Source organism: Rhizobium sp. WW_1 (genome assembly GCF_003610155.1).
Taxonomy (GTDB): Bacteria; Pseudomonadota; Alphaproteobacteria; order Rhizobiales; family Rhizobiaceae; genus Rhizobium; species Rhizobium tropici_A.
In genome coordinates this window covers 1,128,365-1,143,551 of sequence record NZ_RAIN01000001.1, presented here as the reverse complement: position 1 = coordinate 1,143,551, position 15,187 = coordinate 1,128,365, and the positions used below count along the sequence as shown (strand labels likewise).

Sequence of the window (15,187 nt, the reverse complement as noted above, 5' to 3'; positions counted from 1 at the left end):
TGATAGCCAGACGGCATGAGCACTCTGGCAAATCTGCAGGAAAAGCTTGCCGCGGCGACAGTTCACGGCCAAACGGGACCGGTCGAAGGGCCGGCGGTAAGCGAGCCGTCCCTCTCGATACCGCTCGCGGCAGATGAGGAAAGCCGGCAACCGGCGCCGCCTGCGCAGGCCTGGTGGCTGCAAGGCCATTGGCTGAATGGCGGCGGTCTCGTTGCAGGGGCTGCTCTTCTCGCGATCGGCTTTGCCGGAGGTCCGCTCGCGCTCGCGGGCTTCCTTGGCCTCGTCGCGCTTGCGCTCGCCGCTAACGGCTTCATCAAGATGCGAAACGCGTCGCGCAAGCCCGAGATTGTCGCCGCCGATTTCAGCGAGAGCGAACAAGATCGTCTCTGGGAGCATAAGGAAAGCGCGAATCTTCTCACGACCGTCCACGATGCGCTCGGGGATATCGCGGTCACGCGCAGTATCGATCGCCGGATTCTGTATGCCAACGCTACTTTCCGCAAATTGACGGGCAGGTCGAATCCGGAAGGCCTGACGCTGGAGGAGGCCGGCCTCGTGTTCCGCGCCGTGACCGATGCGAAACATCAGGATGCGGAAATCGCGACACCCGAGGGACGGCGCGTCTTCGCCTGGCACGATGTCATGTTCCGCGACGCGACGACGGGGCAATTGTGCATCCAAAGCATCGCGCGCGATGTAACCGATGAACGGCAGACCGCCCGTCTGCGCGAAGATGCAAGGCTGAAGGCCGAATACAACAGCGCGGCCAAATCGCGGCTGCTTGCCACCGTCAGCCATGAGATCCGCACGCCGCTGTCGGGCATTCTCGGCATGAATCACCTGCTTGCCCAGACGCCGTTGACCCTGGAGCAGGCAAACTACCTGACGGGCATTCGTCAGTCGGGTCATGCGCTGGTGCAATTGGTCGAAGATCTCCTCGATTTCTCCACGATCGAAGTCGGTCGCTTCCAGTTGCATCCCCGCACGGAGGCTTTGCGGCCGCTGCTGGAAGGCGTGATAGAGATGCTTGCCCATCGTGCCCACGAAAAGGGCATTGAAATCGCCGCGAGTGTCGCAGCCAATGTTCCCGAGAGCCTGGAGTTCGATCCCGCCCGCCTGCGCCAGATCCTGTTCAATGTCATCGGCAACGCGGTGAAATTCACTCAGACCGGCGGCGTTCTCGTCCGTGTCGATCTTCGCGTCCGGGATTTGACGATATCGGTGCAGGACAGCGGCCCAGGCATGACCGAGGAGGAACAGGCCCGTGTCTTCGGCGAGTTCGAGCAGGCCGGCACCACGGTGGAAAGAAGCGCCGGCACCGGCCTTGGCCTTGCGATTTCGGCCCGTATTCTGCGCGAATTCGGCGGCAGGCTCAGCGTTGCGAGCGAGCGCGGCAAGGGCAGCGAGTTCGTGATTTCCTTTCCGGTCGGCCTGGTGGCCGTGGAGGAAGGTCATGACCGGCGCGATATCATGCTCAAGGGATCGCGCGTGCTGCTGCTCGCGCCAGAGGGAGCGGCAAGCACGGCAATCATGCGAACGATCCAGACCCTTGGCGGCCATTGCCGGGTGATCGGCCCCGGCGACATGGATGGTCTCCTGCCCACGTTCCCGATGGGAGAGGGTGGGGTCTGGACCGATCTGATTGTCGACCATCGCATGGCGCCCTGGTATTTCAGCGAGGGAAATGCGCTTGCCGTGCCAAGGCTGCGCAAGATCTTCCTCGTCAATCCCGAGGAGCGCAACACCCATCCGCTCGACCTCTTCGACGCCTGGCTCATCCGGCCGCTGCGCGAGCAATCGCTCATCGATGTTCTCCGGGGCCGCATGCGCGGCATGGAAAAGCGCGAAGCCTTGATCGAGGCCGTCTCGGAGATGGGCATCACGACGCCGGAAGGAGAAGACCGGGCGCTCGATATCCTGCTGGGCGAGGACGATCCGGTCAACGCGATGCTGGTTCGGGCGATGCTCTCCAAGGCTGGTCACAGGGTTCGTCTCGTCGAGGATTTCGACGGCCTCCGCGCACGCACCGAAAATGTCGAGGCGAGGCCGGAGGTGCTGGTAACGGACTTCAACATGCCTGGCGGCACCGGCGCGGCTGTGCTTGCGCAATTGCGGGCCCATGAGCGCAGGCATGGTCTGCCGACGCTTCCGATCATCGTCCTGACCGCGGACAGCCGTGATTCGATCCGCCGTCAGGCGCTGCTTGCCGGAGCCGACGCCGTCATCGTCAAGCCGGTCGATCCCGAGAAACTGACGCTGGCGCTGCGGGGCCTGTCGAGATCGGTTTTCGAGCGCGCCTGAATATCCTCCCCGATCATCAAGTAAGATTACGGAAGCCGGCTCATCAATGCTCGATAGAAGACGGAGTTTCGGCTCAACCTGTGGCAATTGCCGCGCTAAGTTGGGGACGGTGCGTCCATTCGAAAAATTGCAACGGGCACGGTTCTTGCTTTTAGCCAGGCTGCGTGTCACTTTCCTGTCGCACGAATTTGGTTTATGGCGCTATATCGGCCCGTAGGGGGAGAATCGCCATGTCCATCGAAATTTTGAATCGCGAAGCTCAGGGCGAAATGGTTCAGTCTTCAAAGGCAACGGTTGAGCCGGTTGCCAGCGATGTGTTTGGCCGCATCGGAAATCTAGAAACGCGCCTTGCCCGCACGGCGCGCGAAATCGATGCCGCTCAGGCTGTACGCTATCGCGTTTTCGTCGAGGAGATGAACGCGCAGCTGCCGGCTGACGCCATGCGTCGCCAGCGCGACGTCGACGGTTGGGATGCAATCTGCGACCATCTTCTGGTTTTGGACCGTTCGCTCGAAGGCGATCCGGAAGACCAGATCGTCGGCACCTATCGCCTGCTGCGCCAGGAAGTGGCCATGGCGAACGGCGGCTTCTATTCCTCGTCGGAATTCGATATCGACGCGCTGCTTGCCCGCCACCCCGACAAGCGCTTCATGGAGCTTGGCCGTTCCTGCGTGCTGCCGGCATACCGCAACAAGCGAACGGTCGAATTGCTGTGGCAAGGCAATTGGGCCTATGCGCTCAAGCACGGCATGGGCGCGATGATCGGTTGCGCCTCCTTCCCGGGCGTCCTGCCGGAACAGCATGCGCTGGCCTTGTCCTTCCTCTATCACAACGTCGTTGCCAAGGATGAGTGGACTGTCGGCGCGCTGCCGTCGTTGGCCCGCAACATGGATCTGATGCCGGTCGAAGCCGTCAATCCGAAGAAGGCGCTGATGGCGCTGCCACCGCTGATCAAGGGTTACTTGCGTCTAGGCGCCATGGTCGGCTCGACCGCTGTGGTCGACCATGCCTTCAATACGACGGACGTTCTGATCGTCCTGCCGATCGCCAGCATTTCGGACCGCTATGTGAACTATTACGGCGCGGATGCGGGTCGCTTCGCTAGCTAACGGATTTCAAGGGATCGCAAATATATCGATCGCATCCGTAATGCCGCGAAGCGCGACCTGATGCGATTGCGGCTTCAAGCCCCGCGTCGTCAATAATTCGGCGGCGGGGGCATTATTCAGCACCGAACTTGTGGCGAATATCTCGCTCGATGTGGCGAGATGCTGCACGCGCGAGGCGATGTTGACCGTTTGCCCGAAATAGTCCTGCCGCTCGTTGAGGCTGACTGCGATGCAGGGACCTTCGTGAATGCCGATCTTCAACAGAAGATCGTCGTTCCCGCGCTCCTTGTTGAAGCTGGACATGGCCTCGCGCATTCGCATCGCCGCGACCAATGCCCGGTCCGGGGTCGGAAAGGTGGCCATGACGGCATCGCCGATGGTCTTGACGACCGCTCCCGCCTCAGCTCCCACGATCTCGTGCAGGATGCTGAAATGCGCTCGGACCAGATCGAACGCGGCAAGGTCGCCCACCCTCTCATACAGCGCCGTCGAGCCGCGCAAATCGGTGAAGAGAAAGGTCAGGCTGGTGATTTTCAGCCGCTGATTGATGTCGATCGTATCGGTGCGATAGATGTCGCGGAAGGTCTGGTTGGAAAGCAGCTGTTTCGCGGTCAGAAATGGCCGTCGCTGACCGATCAACGTGTGAAACACCTCATTTGCAACGACAATCGACGGCAGCGTGCGGGCGACGGAATGGTTTTCCAAGGAGATGCGCACAGAGCCTGGTTTCAGCTCCATGGTGTCTGTGTGCTGATACATCCGGTCGAACACAAACGACAGGGCCTGCCGTTCTCTCGATGCTTCGCCCTGCACCTCGATAAACTGCGCGGCATGCGTGACCGGTTCGAAAATGATGACGAATCCCGCAGGTAATTGCAGAGAGACGACGGCCTTTTCCCCCGAGGGCAACTCCAGGGCTTCCAGAACGAACTGATCGAATTTTTCCTCGTAGCCGTCCTCTGGAAGATTGACGCCCGATCCCCAATAAATCTGACGAAAATACTCACGCGGCGACAAATCGTGCGGATTGTGAGCCTCGATGCGGCGTACGCGCGGACTGATGGTGAAAGTGACCTCAACCATATCATCGAGCGTCGGTTCGTATCCGGCAGCGCACATCACGCATCTATAGGTTTCGCTCTGGACGGTTTTCAGGGAGGTATTGGCGTCCAATACTCCGCCGCAACTCGGGCAGACGATATTCCACGACATCTCGAACAGGCCAAGGCGCGAGCCGTGCAGGAAAGCATTGATGGTCTGCTCTTCGTCGAAGCCTCCCTCGGTCGCGAAGGCAAGCGCATTCATGCGGTTAAGCTTGCGGTCGGGTGCCTCAAGGACCAGCCGCTCGATAGTGTCTACGATATCCGGCTGCGCCGAGTGGCGCAGCACGCCGAACAGGGTTTGGGTTTCGGTCATGCTTGCACCCTACACTGAATTCAGACGGCAGCCATCACCTTTGTTCGGTGGCTGCCGACCTCGCGAACGGGTTACGATCCAGCGCCATAGGCGGCAATCGCCGCCATGTTGACGATGTCGGAATCCTTGGCGCCCATCGACGTAATCTGCACCGGCTTGTCGAGACCGACGAGCAGCGGCCCGATCACCGTGGAGCCGCCGAGCTCCTGCAGCATTTTGGTGGAGATCGCGGCGGAATGGAACGCCGGCATGACGAGCACGTTGGCCGGCCCGGAAAGCCGCGAGAAGGGATAGAGGCTCTCCATGATCTTGCGGTTCAACGCCACGTCAGCCGCCATCTCGCCATCGAATTCGAAATTCACATGGCGCTTGTCGAGGATGTTGACGGCTTCGCGCACGCGCTCCGAACGTTCGCCCGAGGGATGGCCGAAGGTGGAGTAGGCGAGCATGGCGACACGTGGCTCGTAACCCATGCGGCGGGCGAAACCGGCTGCTTCCTCGGCGATCTCGGCCAGCTCTTCGGCCGTCGGCATGTCGTGAACGGCGGTGTCGGCCACGAAGACAGTGCGGCCACGGGCAAGCACGATCGATATGCCGATCACCCGATGCCCCGGCTTGGCGTCGATGCAGCGGCGCACGTCGCCGAGCGCGGTCGAGTAGTTGCGGGTCACGCCCGTCACCATGCCGTCGGCGTCTCCCAATGCCACCATGCAGGCGGCAAAGTGGTTGCGGTCATTGTGGATCAGGCGCGTCACGTCGCGGTGCAGATAGCCCTGGCGTTGCAGCCGGGCGTAGAGAAAGTCGATATAGGTGTCGACCCGCTTGGAAATACGGGCATTGACGATTTCGAGGCCGGGGCGGTTGAGATCGATGCCGGCGCGCTCCGCAGTCGCGTGGATCAGATCCTCGCGGCCGAGCAGGATGGCGGTGCCGAGCCCCTGGTTGGCATAGGATAGAGCGGCGCGCATGACCTGCTCTTCTTCCGCTTCGGCGAAGACGATGCGCTTCTGGTGGCGACGGACGCGCTCGTAGAGCTGCGACAGCGTCGAGGCGATTGGATCGCGTCGGGCCGACAGTTCGCGGGCATAGGCGTCCATATCGGGCATTTCGCGCCGGGCAACGCCGCTTTCGATCGCCGCCTTGGCGACTGCCACCGGAATGGCGGAGATCAGCCGAGGGTCGAATGGTACGGGGATGATGTATTGCGGACCGAAGCGCGGCCTTGCGCCCTGATAAGCGGCGACGACGTCGTCGGGAACGTCCTCGCGGGCGAGACTCGCCAGCGCGCGGACGGCTGCGATCTTCATCTCGTCATTGATGGTGGTGGCGCGCACGTCGAGCGCGCCGCGGAAGATATAGGGGAAGCCGAGGACGTTGTTGACCTGGTTCGGATAGTCCGAGCGCCCTGTCGCCATGATGGCGTCGTCGCGGATGCGGGCGACTTCTTCCGGCGTGATTTCCGGATCTGGATTGGCCATGGCGAAGATGATCGGCCTGTCGGCCATGGAGCGGATCATCTCCTCGGAGAAGGCATCCTTCTGCGAGAGGCCGAACACGACGTCGGCGCCCTTCATCGCTTCGGCGAGCGTGCGCTTGTCGGTCTTGACCGCATGCGCCGACTTCCACTGGTTCATGCCTTCGCTGCGGCCCTGATAGATCACGCCCTTGGTATCGCAGAGGATGATGTTTTCCGGGTTGAAGCCCATGGCCTTGATCAGCTCGACGCAGGCGATGGCGGCCGCACCGGCGCCGTTGCAGACCAGCTTGGTGTTCTTCAGGTCGCGGCCGGTCAGCTCCAGCGCGTTGATGAGACCGGCGGCGGCGATGATGGCGGTGCCGTGCTGGTCGTCGTGGAAGACCGGAATGTCCATGAGTTCGCGCAGCCGCTGCTCGATGATGAAGCAGTCCGGCGCCTTGATGTCTTCCAGGTTGATGCCGCCGAAGGACGGGCCGAGATAGCGCACGCAATTGATGAATTCGTCGACATTCTCCGTATCGATCTCAAGGTCGATCGAATCGACATCGGCGAAGCGCTTGAAGAGGACCGACTTGCCTTCCATGACCGGCTTGGACGCGAGAGCGCCGAGATTGCCGAGGCCGAGAATGGCCGTGCCGTTGGAGATGACGGCGACCATGTTGCCGCGTGAGGTATAATCGTAGGCCGTGGCCGGATCGGCGGCGATCGCCTTCACGGGAACGGCGACGCCGGGCGAATAGGCAAGCGACAGATCGCGTTGAGTCGCCATCGGCTTGGTCGGGTTGATCTCAAGCTTGCCGGGGCGGCCGTTCTTGTGGAAGTCCAGCGCTTCCTGATCCGTGATCCCCGCTCCCGGACGCGACTTGCTCTTGCTGTCTGCCATTGTTCCTCCAAACCTCCTGTGGGCTACCGGTCCCTCTTGCCCGATAGCTGTTGTCTTCTATACCGGCGCGCGGATAGGGTGGCACCTCATTTTTTTGGAAAAACTGCACCTCCGTGAACGAACGTATTAACGCCAGCATCGATGCCTTCTCGGCCGCCGAGCTTGCCTCGGAGGAAAGCCGCGCCTCGGCCACTCCGATGATGGAGCAATATATCGAGATCAAGGCGAACAATCCCGGTTCGCTGCTGTTCTACCGCATGGGTGACTTCTACGAGTTGTTCTTCGAGGACGCCATCGACGCCTCTCGCGCACTCGGGATCACGCTGACGAAGCGCGGCCAGCATATGGGACAGGATATCCCGATGTGCGGCGTGCCTGTGCATGCTGCCGACGACTATCTGCAGAAGCTGATCGCGCTCGGCTTCCGCGTCGCCGTCTGCGAGCAGGTGGAAGATCCGGCTGAGGCGAAGAAGCGCGGCGGCAAGTCGGTAGTGCGCCGCGATGTCGTGCGACTGGTGACGCCGGGCACGATCACCGAAGAAAAGCTGCTTTCGCCGTCCGAATCCAACTATCTTATGACGCTGACCCGCATTCGCGGCGGTGCCGAGCCGCAGCTGGCGCTCGCCTGGATTGATATTTCCACGGGTGTCTTTCGTCTCGCCGAGACGGAAGCCTCGCGATTGCTCGCCGATATCCTGCGCATCGATCCGAGAGAGCTGATCCTGCCGGACACGATGTTCCACGATCCGGAATTGAAGCCGGTTTTCGATATTCTCGGCCGCACCGCCGTTCCGCAGCCGGCCGTATTGTTCGACAGCGCCAGCGCCGAGGGGCGGATCACCCGCTATTTCGGCGTGTCGACGCTCGACGGCTTCGGCACCTTCAGCCGCGCCGAATTGGCCGCGGCCGCTGCCGCCATCGCCTATGTCGAAAAGACCCAGCTTGCCGAACGGCCGCCGCTCGGCCTGCCGGAGCGCGAGAGCGGGGCCTCGACGCTCTTCATCGACCCTGCAACCCGCGCCAATCTCGAACTGGTGCGCACGCTCTCCGGCGACCGCAACGGCTCGCTGTTGAAGGCGATCGATCGCACCGTCACCGGCGGTGGCGCCCGGCTTCTCGCCGAACGGCTGATGTCGCCGTTGACCGATCCCCAGCGGATCAACGAGCGTCTGGATTCGATCGGCTTCCTGGCTGAGGAACCGTCGCTATCAAGCGATCTGCGCTCGGCGCTGAAGCATGTGCCTGACATGCCGCGCGCCTTGTCGCGCCTTGCGCTCGATCGCGGCGGCCCTCGTGATCTCTGGGCAATCCGCCAGGGGCTGGCGGCCGCGACCGATGTCGCCCTTATGCTGGGCACGGCGCTTCTGCCTGAGGAGTTGAAGGCAGCGCTGGCCGGGCTCAGCGCCTTGCCCGCCGATCTCGAGGCGATGTTAGCAGCGACCCTTGCCGATGAGCTGCCTTTGCTGAAGCGCGATGGCGGCTTCCTGAGGGAAGGCGCGAACTCCGAGCTCGATGAAGTGCGGGCACTCCGCGATCAGTCGCGCCGCGTCATCGCCGGCCTGCAGCTGCAATATGCCGATGAAACCGGCATCAAGTCGCTGAAGATCAAGCACAACAATGTGCTCGGCTATTTCATCGAGGTCACCGCCGGCAATGCCGGCCCGATGACCGATACCAGCGAAGCCAAGGCGCGCTTCATCCATCGCCAGACCATGGCCAATGCCATGCGCTTCACCACGACGGAACTTGCCGATCTCGAAAGCCGCATCGCCAATGCCGCCGACAAGGCGCTGGCGATCGAACTGGAAGCCTTCGACCGTATGGTCGCGGCCGTTGTCGCTGCTGCCGAGGCGATCAAGGCCGGCGCCCGCGCTCTCTCGGTGATCGATGTCGCCGCCGGCCTGGCGCTGCTGGCCGAAGAGCAGGCCTATTGCCGGCCCGCCGTCGATGGCAGCCGCATGTTCGCAATCGAAGGCGGCCGCCATCCGGTCGTCGAGCAGGCGCTTCGTCGTCAGGCCGGCGGCCCGTTCGTCGCCAACAATTGCGATCTCTCGCCGAAATCCGACGGCAAGGACGGCGCCATCTGGCTGCTGACCGGCCCGAACATGGGCGGTAAGTCGACCTTTCTCCGCCAGAATGCGCTGATCGCCATTCTCGCGCAGATGGGCTCTTTCGTGCCCGCCGCTTCGGCGCATATCGGCATCGTCGACCGGCTGTTCTCGCGCGTCGGCGCGTCCGACGATCTGGCGCGCGGGCGTTCGACCTTCATGGTCGAGATGGTCGAGACGGCGGCGATCCTCAATCAGGCGACGGAGCGCTCTCTCGTCATCCTCGACGAGATCGGCCGTGGTACCGCGACCTTCGACGGCCTCTCCATCGCCTGGGCAGCCGTCGAGCATCTGCATGAAGCCAATCGCTGCCGCGGCCTCTTCGCCACGCATTTCCATGAGCTGACAGTTCTGTCGGAGAAGCTTGGCCGGCTCTCCAATGCCACCATGCGCGTCAAGGAATGGGACGGCGACGTCATCTTCCTGCACGAGGTCGGGCCGGGTGCTGCCGATCGCTCCTATGGTATTCAGGTGGCGCGTCTCGCCGGCCTGCCGGCCTCCGTCGTGGCGCGCGCCCGCGACGTTCTGACGCGGCTCGAAGATGCAGACCGCAAGAATCCGGCAAGCCAGCTCATCGATGATCTGCCGCTCTTCCAGGTGGCTGTCCGCCGGGAGGAGGCCAGCGGCCGGCGTGAGCCGTCCAAGGTCGAGGAAAGGCTGAAGACGCTGGATCTCGACGACCTGACGCCGCGAGCCGCTCTTGACGTACTCTATGAATTGAAGAAAACGCTGACCAAGACCGGCTGACCACAGGCGATATTCCAAGGACAATATGATGCATCTCGAAGTTCTGCTCGCCGAAGTCCGCATTCTGGGCGAGCGCTTCTCTCCGATCGCCGCGCGCGGCAAGATCTGCGGCGAGGGCGAAGCCCCGGATTGCGAATCCGATCGTGGCCTCCTCGACATCGCTTTGTCCTGTAGCCGTATTTCCGACATCTGTTCGAAGATCGCCAAGGCCGGTTATTGGGAATGCGAACGCGAAATGGTGACGCAGATCGGCGCCCAGTCGCGGAATATATTATATAGTTTGAATGAGCTCAGGCGGTCGCTTGACCTGGCAAGGCCCTAAAACTGCCGGCTTCTGCGCGGATTGCCGTCACGCTTCGTCAACTTTGGCCCGGTAGAAATCTTGAGGGATCGTCGATTCGATACAGTCTGCTCGAGCCGGCTTCAAGGCACCTGGGCGTAGAATGCCTGTGTCAATCGCCGGGCAAAGAGGCTATAGCGCATGCAGACGAGAAGACAGGCGCGCCGGCAACGGGCCGCGGTCAGCGAAGAGAAAGCCGATCGGCAGAGCATGGAAACGCATCACATCGATTATTCGGCCATTCTTGATGTCTCCGCGCTGAGAGCGGAGTGCGAGGCGCTCGCCAAGCGCGGTCTGGACAAGAACGAGGAGCGTTCCCTTCTGCTGGCGCTTTTGAAGAAGGCGAGCCTGGAGGGACGTGAAGAGGCACGGCGGGCGCTGGCGGCTGACGGTAGCGGGCTCGATTGCGCGCACCGGATTTCCTGGCTGCAGGACCAGATCATCACCGTCCTCTACGATTTTACCGTCCGTCACGTCTATCCGAAACAGGCGGGCGCTTTCTCCGTCACCGCCGTCGGTGGTTACGGTCGCGATACGCTGGCGCCGGGCTCGGATATCGACTTGCTCTTTCTCTTCCAGCCGAAGCCCGAAAGCGAGACGCACAAGGCCGTCGAGTTCATTCTCTATATGCTGTGGGACATGGGCTTCAAGGTCGGCCATGCGACACGCACGGTCGAGGAGTGCATCCGTCAGGCTAAATCAGACATGACGGTGCGCACCGCCGTACTCGAAACCCGCTATATCTGTGGCAACGCTCCGCTTGAGCGCGAGCTGCAGGCACGTTTCGACAAGGAAATCGTCACCAATACCGGCCCGGAATTCATCGCCGCCAAGCTCGCCGAGCGCGACGAACGCCACCGCAAGGCGGGCGATACCCGCTATCTGGTCGAGCCGAACGTCAAGGAAGGCAAGGGCGGCCTGCGCGACCTGCACACGCTGTTCTGGATTTCGAAATATTACTACCACGTCCGCGATCCAGCCGAACTGGTGAAGCTCGGTGTCCTCTCGAAACAGGAATACCGCCTCTTCGAGAAGGCGGAGGATTTCCTCTGGGCCGTGCGCTGCCACATGCACTTCCTGACGGGCAAGGCGGAGGAGCGGCTTTCCTTCGACATCCAGCGGGATATCGCCGCAGCCCTCGGCTATAACGCCCGCCCCGGCCTTTCGGCCGTCGAGCGCTTCATGAAGCACTACTTTCTCGTCGCCAAGGATGTCGGCGATTTGACCCGCATCCTCTGTGCTGCGCTCGAGGATCAGCAGGCCAAGGCAACCCCGGGGCTTAGCGGCGTCATCAGCCGTTTCGCCAACCGCTCGCGCAAGATCGCCGGCACGGTCGAATTCGTTGAGGATCGCGGCCGCATCGCGCTGGCCAATCCCGATGTCTTCAAGCGCGATCCGGTCAGCCTCATCAGGCTGTTCTTCGTCGCCGACATCAACGGCCTGGAATTCCATCCGGATGCGCTGAAGCGCGTCACCCGCTCGCTGAACCTGATCGACAACGATCTGCGCGAGAATGAAGAGGCAAACCGTCTCTTCTTGGCAATCCTCACCTCGAAGCGCGACCCCGCGCTGATCCTGCGCCGCATGAACGAGGCCGGCGTGCTCGGCCGCTTCATCCCGGAATTCGGCAAGATCGTCTCGATGATGCAGTTCAACATGTATCACCACTATACGGTGGATGAGCATCTGATCCGCGCCGTCGAGGTGCTGTCGGAGATCGACAAGGGCAAGGCCGAGGATATCCATCCGCTTACCAACAAGCTGATGCCCGGGATCGAGGATCGCGACGCGCTCTATGTCGCCGTGCTGCTGCACGACATCGCCAAGGGCCGCGAGGAGGATCATTCGGAAGCCGGCGCCGCGGTCGCGCGCAAGCTCTGCCCGCGCTTCGGCCTTTCGCCGAAGCAGACGGAGCTTGTGGTCTGGCTGATCGCGGAACACCTGACCATGTCGATGGTCGCCCAGACGCGCGACCTGACCGACCGCAAGACCATCATCGATTTTGCCGACCGGGTGCAGTCGCTCGACCGGCTGAAGATGCTGCTGATTCTGACTGTCTGCGATATCCGCGCCGTCGGTCCGGGCGTCTGGAACGGCTGGAAGGGTCAGCTGCTGCGCACCCTCTATTACGAAACCGAGCTGCTATTGGCGGGCGGTTTCTCCGAAGTGTCCCGCAAGGAGCGCGCCGAAGCGGCTGCCGAAGCGCTGGAACAGGCGCTTTCGGATTGGAGCGCCAAGGACCGCAAGGCCTACGTCAAGCTGCATTACCAGCCCTATCTGCTGTCCGTGCCGCTGGAAGATCAGATCCGCCACACGCAGTTCATGCGGCAATCGGACAAGGCGGGCAAGGTGCTTGCGACCATGGTGCGCACCGACAGCTTCCATGCCATTACGGAGATCACCGTTCTCTCGCCCGACCATCCGCGCCTGCTGACGGTGATTGCCGGCGCCTGCGCAGCTGCGGGCGCCAATATTGCCGACGCGCAGATCTTCACGACGTCAGACGGACGCGCGCTCGACACCATCCATGTCAGCCGCGAATTCGCCGACGATGCCGATGAACTGCGCCGCGCCGGCACCATCGGCAAGATGATCGAGGATGTGCTGGCGGGCCGCAAGCGCCTGCCGGAGGTTATCGCGACCCGCACGAAAAACCGCCGCAAGAACAAGGCCTTCGTCATTCCGCCGTCTGTCATCATCACCAACAGCCTGTCGAACAAGTTCACGGTCATCGAGGTCGAATGCCTCGACCGTCCCGGCCTGCTGTCGGAAATCACGGCCGTTCTTTCGGACCTGTCGCTCGATATCCAGTCGGCGCGCATCACCACCTTCGGCGAAAAGGTTATCGACACCTTCTACGTCGCCGATCTTGTCGGGCAGAAGATTTCCAACGAAAACAGGCGCGCCTATATCACCGCGCGCCTGAAAGCGGTTATGGCGGGTGAGGAGGACGAAATGCGCGAGCGCATGCCGTCGGGCATCATCGCGCCCGCCGCCACGCGCGGCGTTGCCGTCGAAAAGTCAGACACTGAGAAGAAGGCCGGTTCCGCCGCATGAGCCTAGTCAAGAAATTCATCACCGTCGGTGGAGCGACGCTTGGCAGCCGCATCTTCGGTTTTGCCCGCGAAACGCTGATGGCAGCCGCCCTCGGCACCGGGCCGATGGCCGACGTCTTTTACGCCGCCTTCCGCTTTCCGAACCTCTTCCGCCGCCTGTTCGCCGAAGGCGCCTTCAACGCCGCCTTCGTGCCGCTCTTTGCCAAGGAGATCGAGGCACACGGCATCGAAGGCGCCAAGCGCTTCTCGGAGGAAGTGTTCGGCGTTCTCTTCTCGGTCCTGCTGCTGATCACCATCGTCATGGAACTGTCCATGCCGCTCCTGGTGCGTTGGGTCATCGCGCCTGGTTTTGCCGACGATGCCGAGAAATTCGACCTGACGGTCCGGTTAGCGGCCGTAATGTTCCCCTATCTCATGTCGATGTCGCTGACGGCGATGATGAGCGGCATGCTGAATTCGCTGCATCATTTCTTCGCCGCGGCCGTGGCTCCGATCTTCCTGAACCTGGTGATGATCAGCGCGCTGTTCTACGCGATCTATTTCGGCGCCGATCCGCTGACCACCGCCTGGTACCTGTCCTGGTCGGTACTGGTGGCGGGCGTGCTGCAACTGGCCGTCGTCTATATCGGCGTGCGCCATGCCGGCATCAATATCGGTCTGCGCTTTCCGCGCTTCACGCCCAATGTCAAGCGGCTCCTGCTTCTTGCGATCCCCGCGGCCATCACCGGCGGCGTCACCCAGATCAATCTGGTGATCGGCCAGGCGATCGCTTCTGGCAAGGAGGGCGCGATCGCCGCCCTGCAATATGCAGACCGCATCTACCAGCTACCGCTCGGCGTCGTTGGCGTCGCCGTCGGAATCGTGCTTCTGCCCGAACTGGCCCGTTCGCTGAAGTCGGGCCATATCAAGGAGGCCGCCAATATCCAGAACCGCTCGATCGAATTCGTGCTGTTCCTGACCTTGCCGGCCGCTGTTGCCCTCTGGCTTCTCTCCGACGATATCATCCGCGTGCTTTACGAGCGCGGCGCCTTTAACTCGGAAAATACAAAGCTGGTCGGCTCCATTCTCGCCATCTTCGGCCTTGGCCTGCCGGCTTTCGTGCTGATCAAGGCACTGCAGCCCGGCTTTTATGCCCGCGAAGACACTAAATCGCCGATGCGCTACACGGCGGTCGCCGTCGCCGTCAATTCGGCGCTGTCCATTCTGCTTTTCCCGGTGCTGGCCGAACGCGGCATCGCGGTCGCCGAGGCGGTTGCCGGATGGCTGAACGCCGTACAGCTCTTCGTTACGCTCTATCGCCGCGGGCATCTCGTCTGGGAATGGTCGCTGGCGCGCCGCACCGCCATGCTGCTCGTCTCCTGCGCCGTCATGGGCGGCGTTATCGTATATTTGTCTGATCGGTGGGAGCCGCTTCTGGGGTCCGGCTCGACGCTGCTCACCAAGACCGGCGTCCTGGGCCTGCTCATATTGATTGCGATGGCGGTTTATTTCATTGTCGCCTTCCTGATCGGCGGCGTGGATTTGGGCATGGTACGCCGCAATTTGAAGCGCAAGCGGGCTGCGACTGCGTCGGATGCGAAGGCGGTGAACGGGGAGTAAGGAGGGCAAGTCCACCTTGGCGTATGCCGAGCCTCTGATACCCCCCTCTGTCCCTTTCGGGACATCTCCCCCACACGGGGGGAGATTATTGGGAGTTTGCCGCGCTCTCCGCTAAAGCGACGAATTCAGGCATAGGCAGATGCGATGTTTG

Annotated in this window: 8 protein-coding genes; 6 read left to right on the top strand and 2 right to left on the bottom strand. The window is 62.1% G+C overall.

The window, feature by feature from the left end; all coding sequences use genetic code 11:
• The first annotated feature begins 15 nt into the window (after positions 1 to 15).
• Both BJ928_RS05430 and BJ928_RS05425 read left to right on the top strand, forming a co-directional pair.
• A complete protein-coding gene (locus BJ928_RS05430; RefSeq protein ID WP_047628338.1) occupies positions 16 to 2,301 on the top strand; it encodes a PAS domain-containing hybrid sensor histidine kinase/response regulator in 2,286 nt (761 codons plus the stop codon).
• A gap of 230 nt (positions 2,302 to 2,531) precedes the next feature.
• A complete protein-coding gene (locus BJ928_RS05425) occupies positions 2,532 to 3,410 on the top strand; it encodes a GNAT family N-acetyltransferase (RefSeq protein WP_047628337.1) in 879 nt (292 codons plus the stop codon).
• Between the two features lie 6 nt (positions 3,411 to 3,416).
• Here BJ928_RS05425 and BJ928_RS05420 read toward each other — a convergent pair whose 3' ends face one another.
• Both BJ928_RS05420 and BJ928_RS05415 read right to left on the bottom strand, forming a co-directional pair.
• The gene (locus BJ928_RS05420; RefSeq protein WP_047628335.1) at positions 3,417 to 4,826 is read right to left on the bottom strand and encodes an adenylate/guanylate cyclase domain-containing protein; all 1,410 of its coding nucleotides are present in this window, start codon (positions 4,824 to 4,826) and stop codon (positions 3,417 to 3,419) included.
• Between the two features lie 71 nt (positions 4,827 to 4,897).
• Positions 4,898 to 7,186, bottom strand: coding sequence for an NADP-dependent malic enzyme (locus tag BJ928_RS05415; RefSeq protein ID WP_047628333.1), 2,289 nt, complete (start codon positions 7,184 to 7,186; stop codon positions 4,898 to 4,900).
• 113 nt (positions 7,187 to 7,299) lie between these two features.
• Here BJ928_RS05415 and mutS point away from each other — a divergent pair, with 113 nt between their 5' ends.
• The 4 genes from mutS to murJ all read left to right on the top strand — a co-directional run bounded on the left by mutS (position 7,300) and on the right by murJ (position 15,036).
• A complete protein-coding gene (gene mutS, locus BJ928_RS05410) occupies positions 7,300 to 10,041 on the top strand; it encodes a DNA mismatch repair protein MutS (protein WP_047628331.1) in 2,742 nt (913 codons plus the stop codon).
• Between the two features lie 25 nt (positions 10,042 to 10,066).
• Entirely contained in the window at positions 10,067 to 10,363 is a 297-nt protein-coding gene (locus tag BJ928_RS05405; RefSeq protein ID WP_245432227.1) for a hypothetical protein, read from the top strand.
• Positions 10,364 to 10,522: 159 nt separating this feature from the next.
• Complete coding sequence (locus BJ928_RS05400; RefSeq protein WP_047628329.1) at positions 10,523 to 13,438, top strand: [protein-PII] uridylyltransferase; 2,916 nt, start codon at positions 10,523 to 10,525, stop codon at positions 13,436 to 13,438.
• Positions 13,435 to 15,036, top strand: a complete 1,602-nt coding sequence (murJ, locus tag BJ928_RS05395) for a murein biosynthesis integral membrane protein MurJ (RefSeq protein WP_047628327.1) — start codon at positions 13,435 to 13,437, stop codon at positions 15,034 to 15,036. The genes BJ928_RS05400 and murJ overlap by 4 nt, the downstream gene beginning before the upstream one ends.
• Positions 15,037 to 15,187 lie beyond the last annotated feature (151 nt).

Bases quoted from the DNA above. Each gene is read 5' to 3' on its own strand.
- BJ928_RS05430 (WP_047628338.1), top strand. From the start codon at position 16: ATGAGCACTCTGGCAAATCTGCAGGAAAAGCTTGCCGCGGCGACAGTT.
- BJ928_RS05425 (WP_047628337.1), top strand. From the start codon at position 2,532: ATGTCCATCGAAATTTTGAATCGCGAAGCTCAGGGCGAAATGGTTCAG.
- BJ928_RS05420 (WP_047628335.1), bottom strand. From the start codon at position 4,826: ATGACCGAAACCCAAACCCTGTTCGGCGTGCTGCGCCACTCGGCGCAG.
- BJ928_RS05415 (WP_047628333.1), bottom strand. From the start codon at position 7,186: ATGGCAGACAGCAAGAGCAAGTCGCGTCCGGGAGCGGGGATCACGGAT.
- BJ928_RS05405 (WP_245432227.1), top strand. From the start codon at position 10,067: ATGATGCATCTCGAAGTTCTGCTCGCCGAAGTCCGCATTCTGGGCGAG.
- BJ928_RS05400 (WP_047628329.1), top strand. From the start codon at position 10,523: ATGCAGACGAGAAGACAGGCGCGCCGGCAACGGGCCGCGGTCAGCGAA.
- murJ (WP_047628327.1), top strand. From the start codon at position 13,435: ATGAGCCTAGTCAAGAAATTCATCACCGTCGGTGGAGCGACGCTTGGC.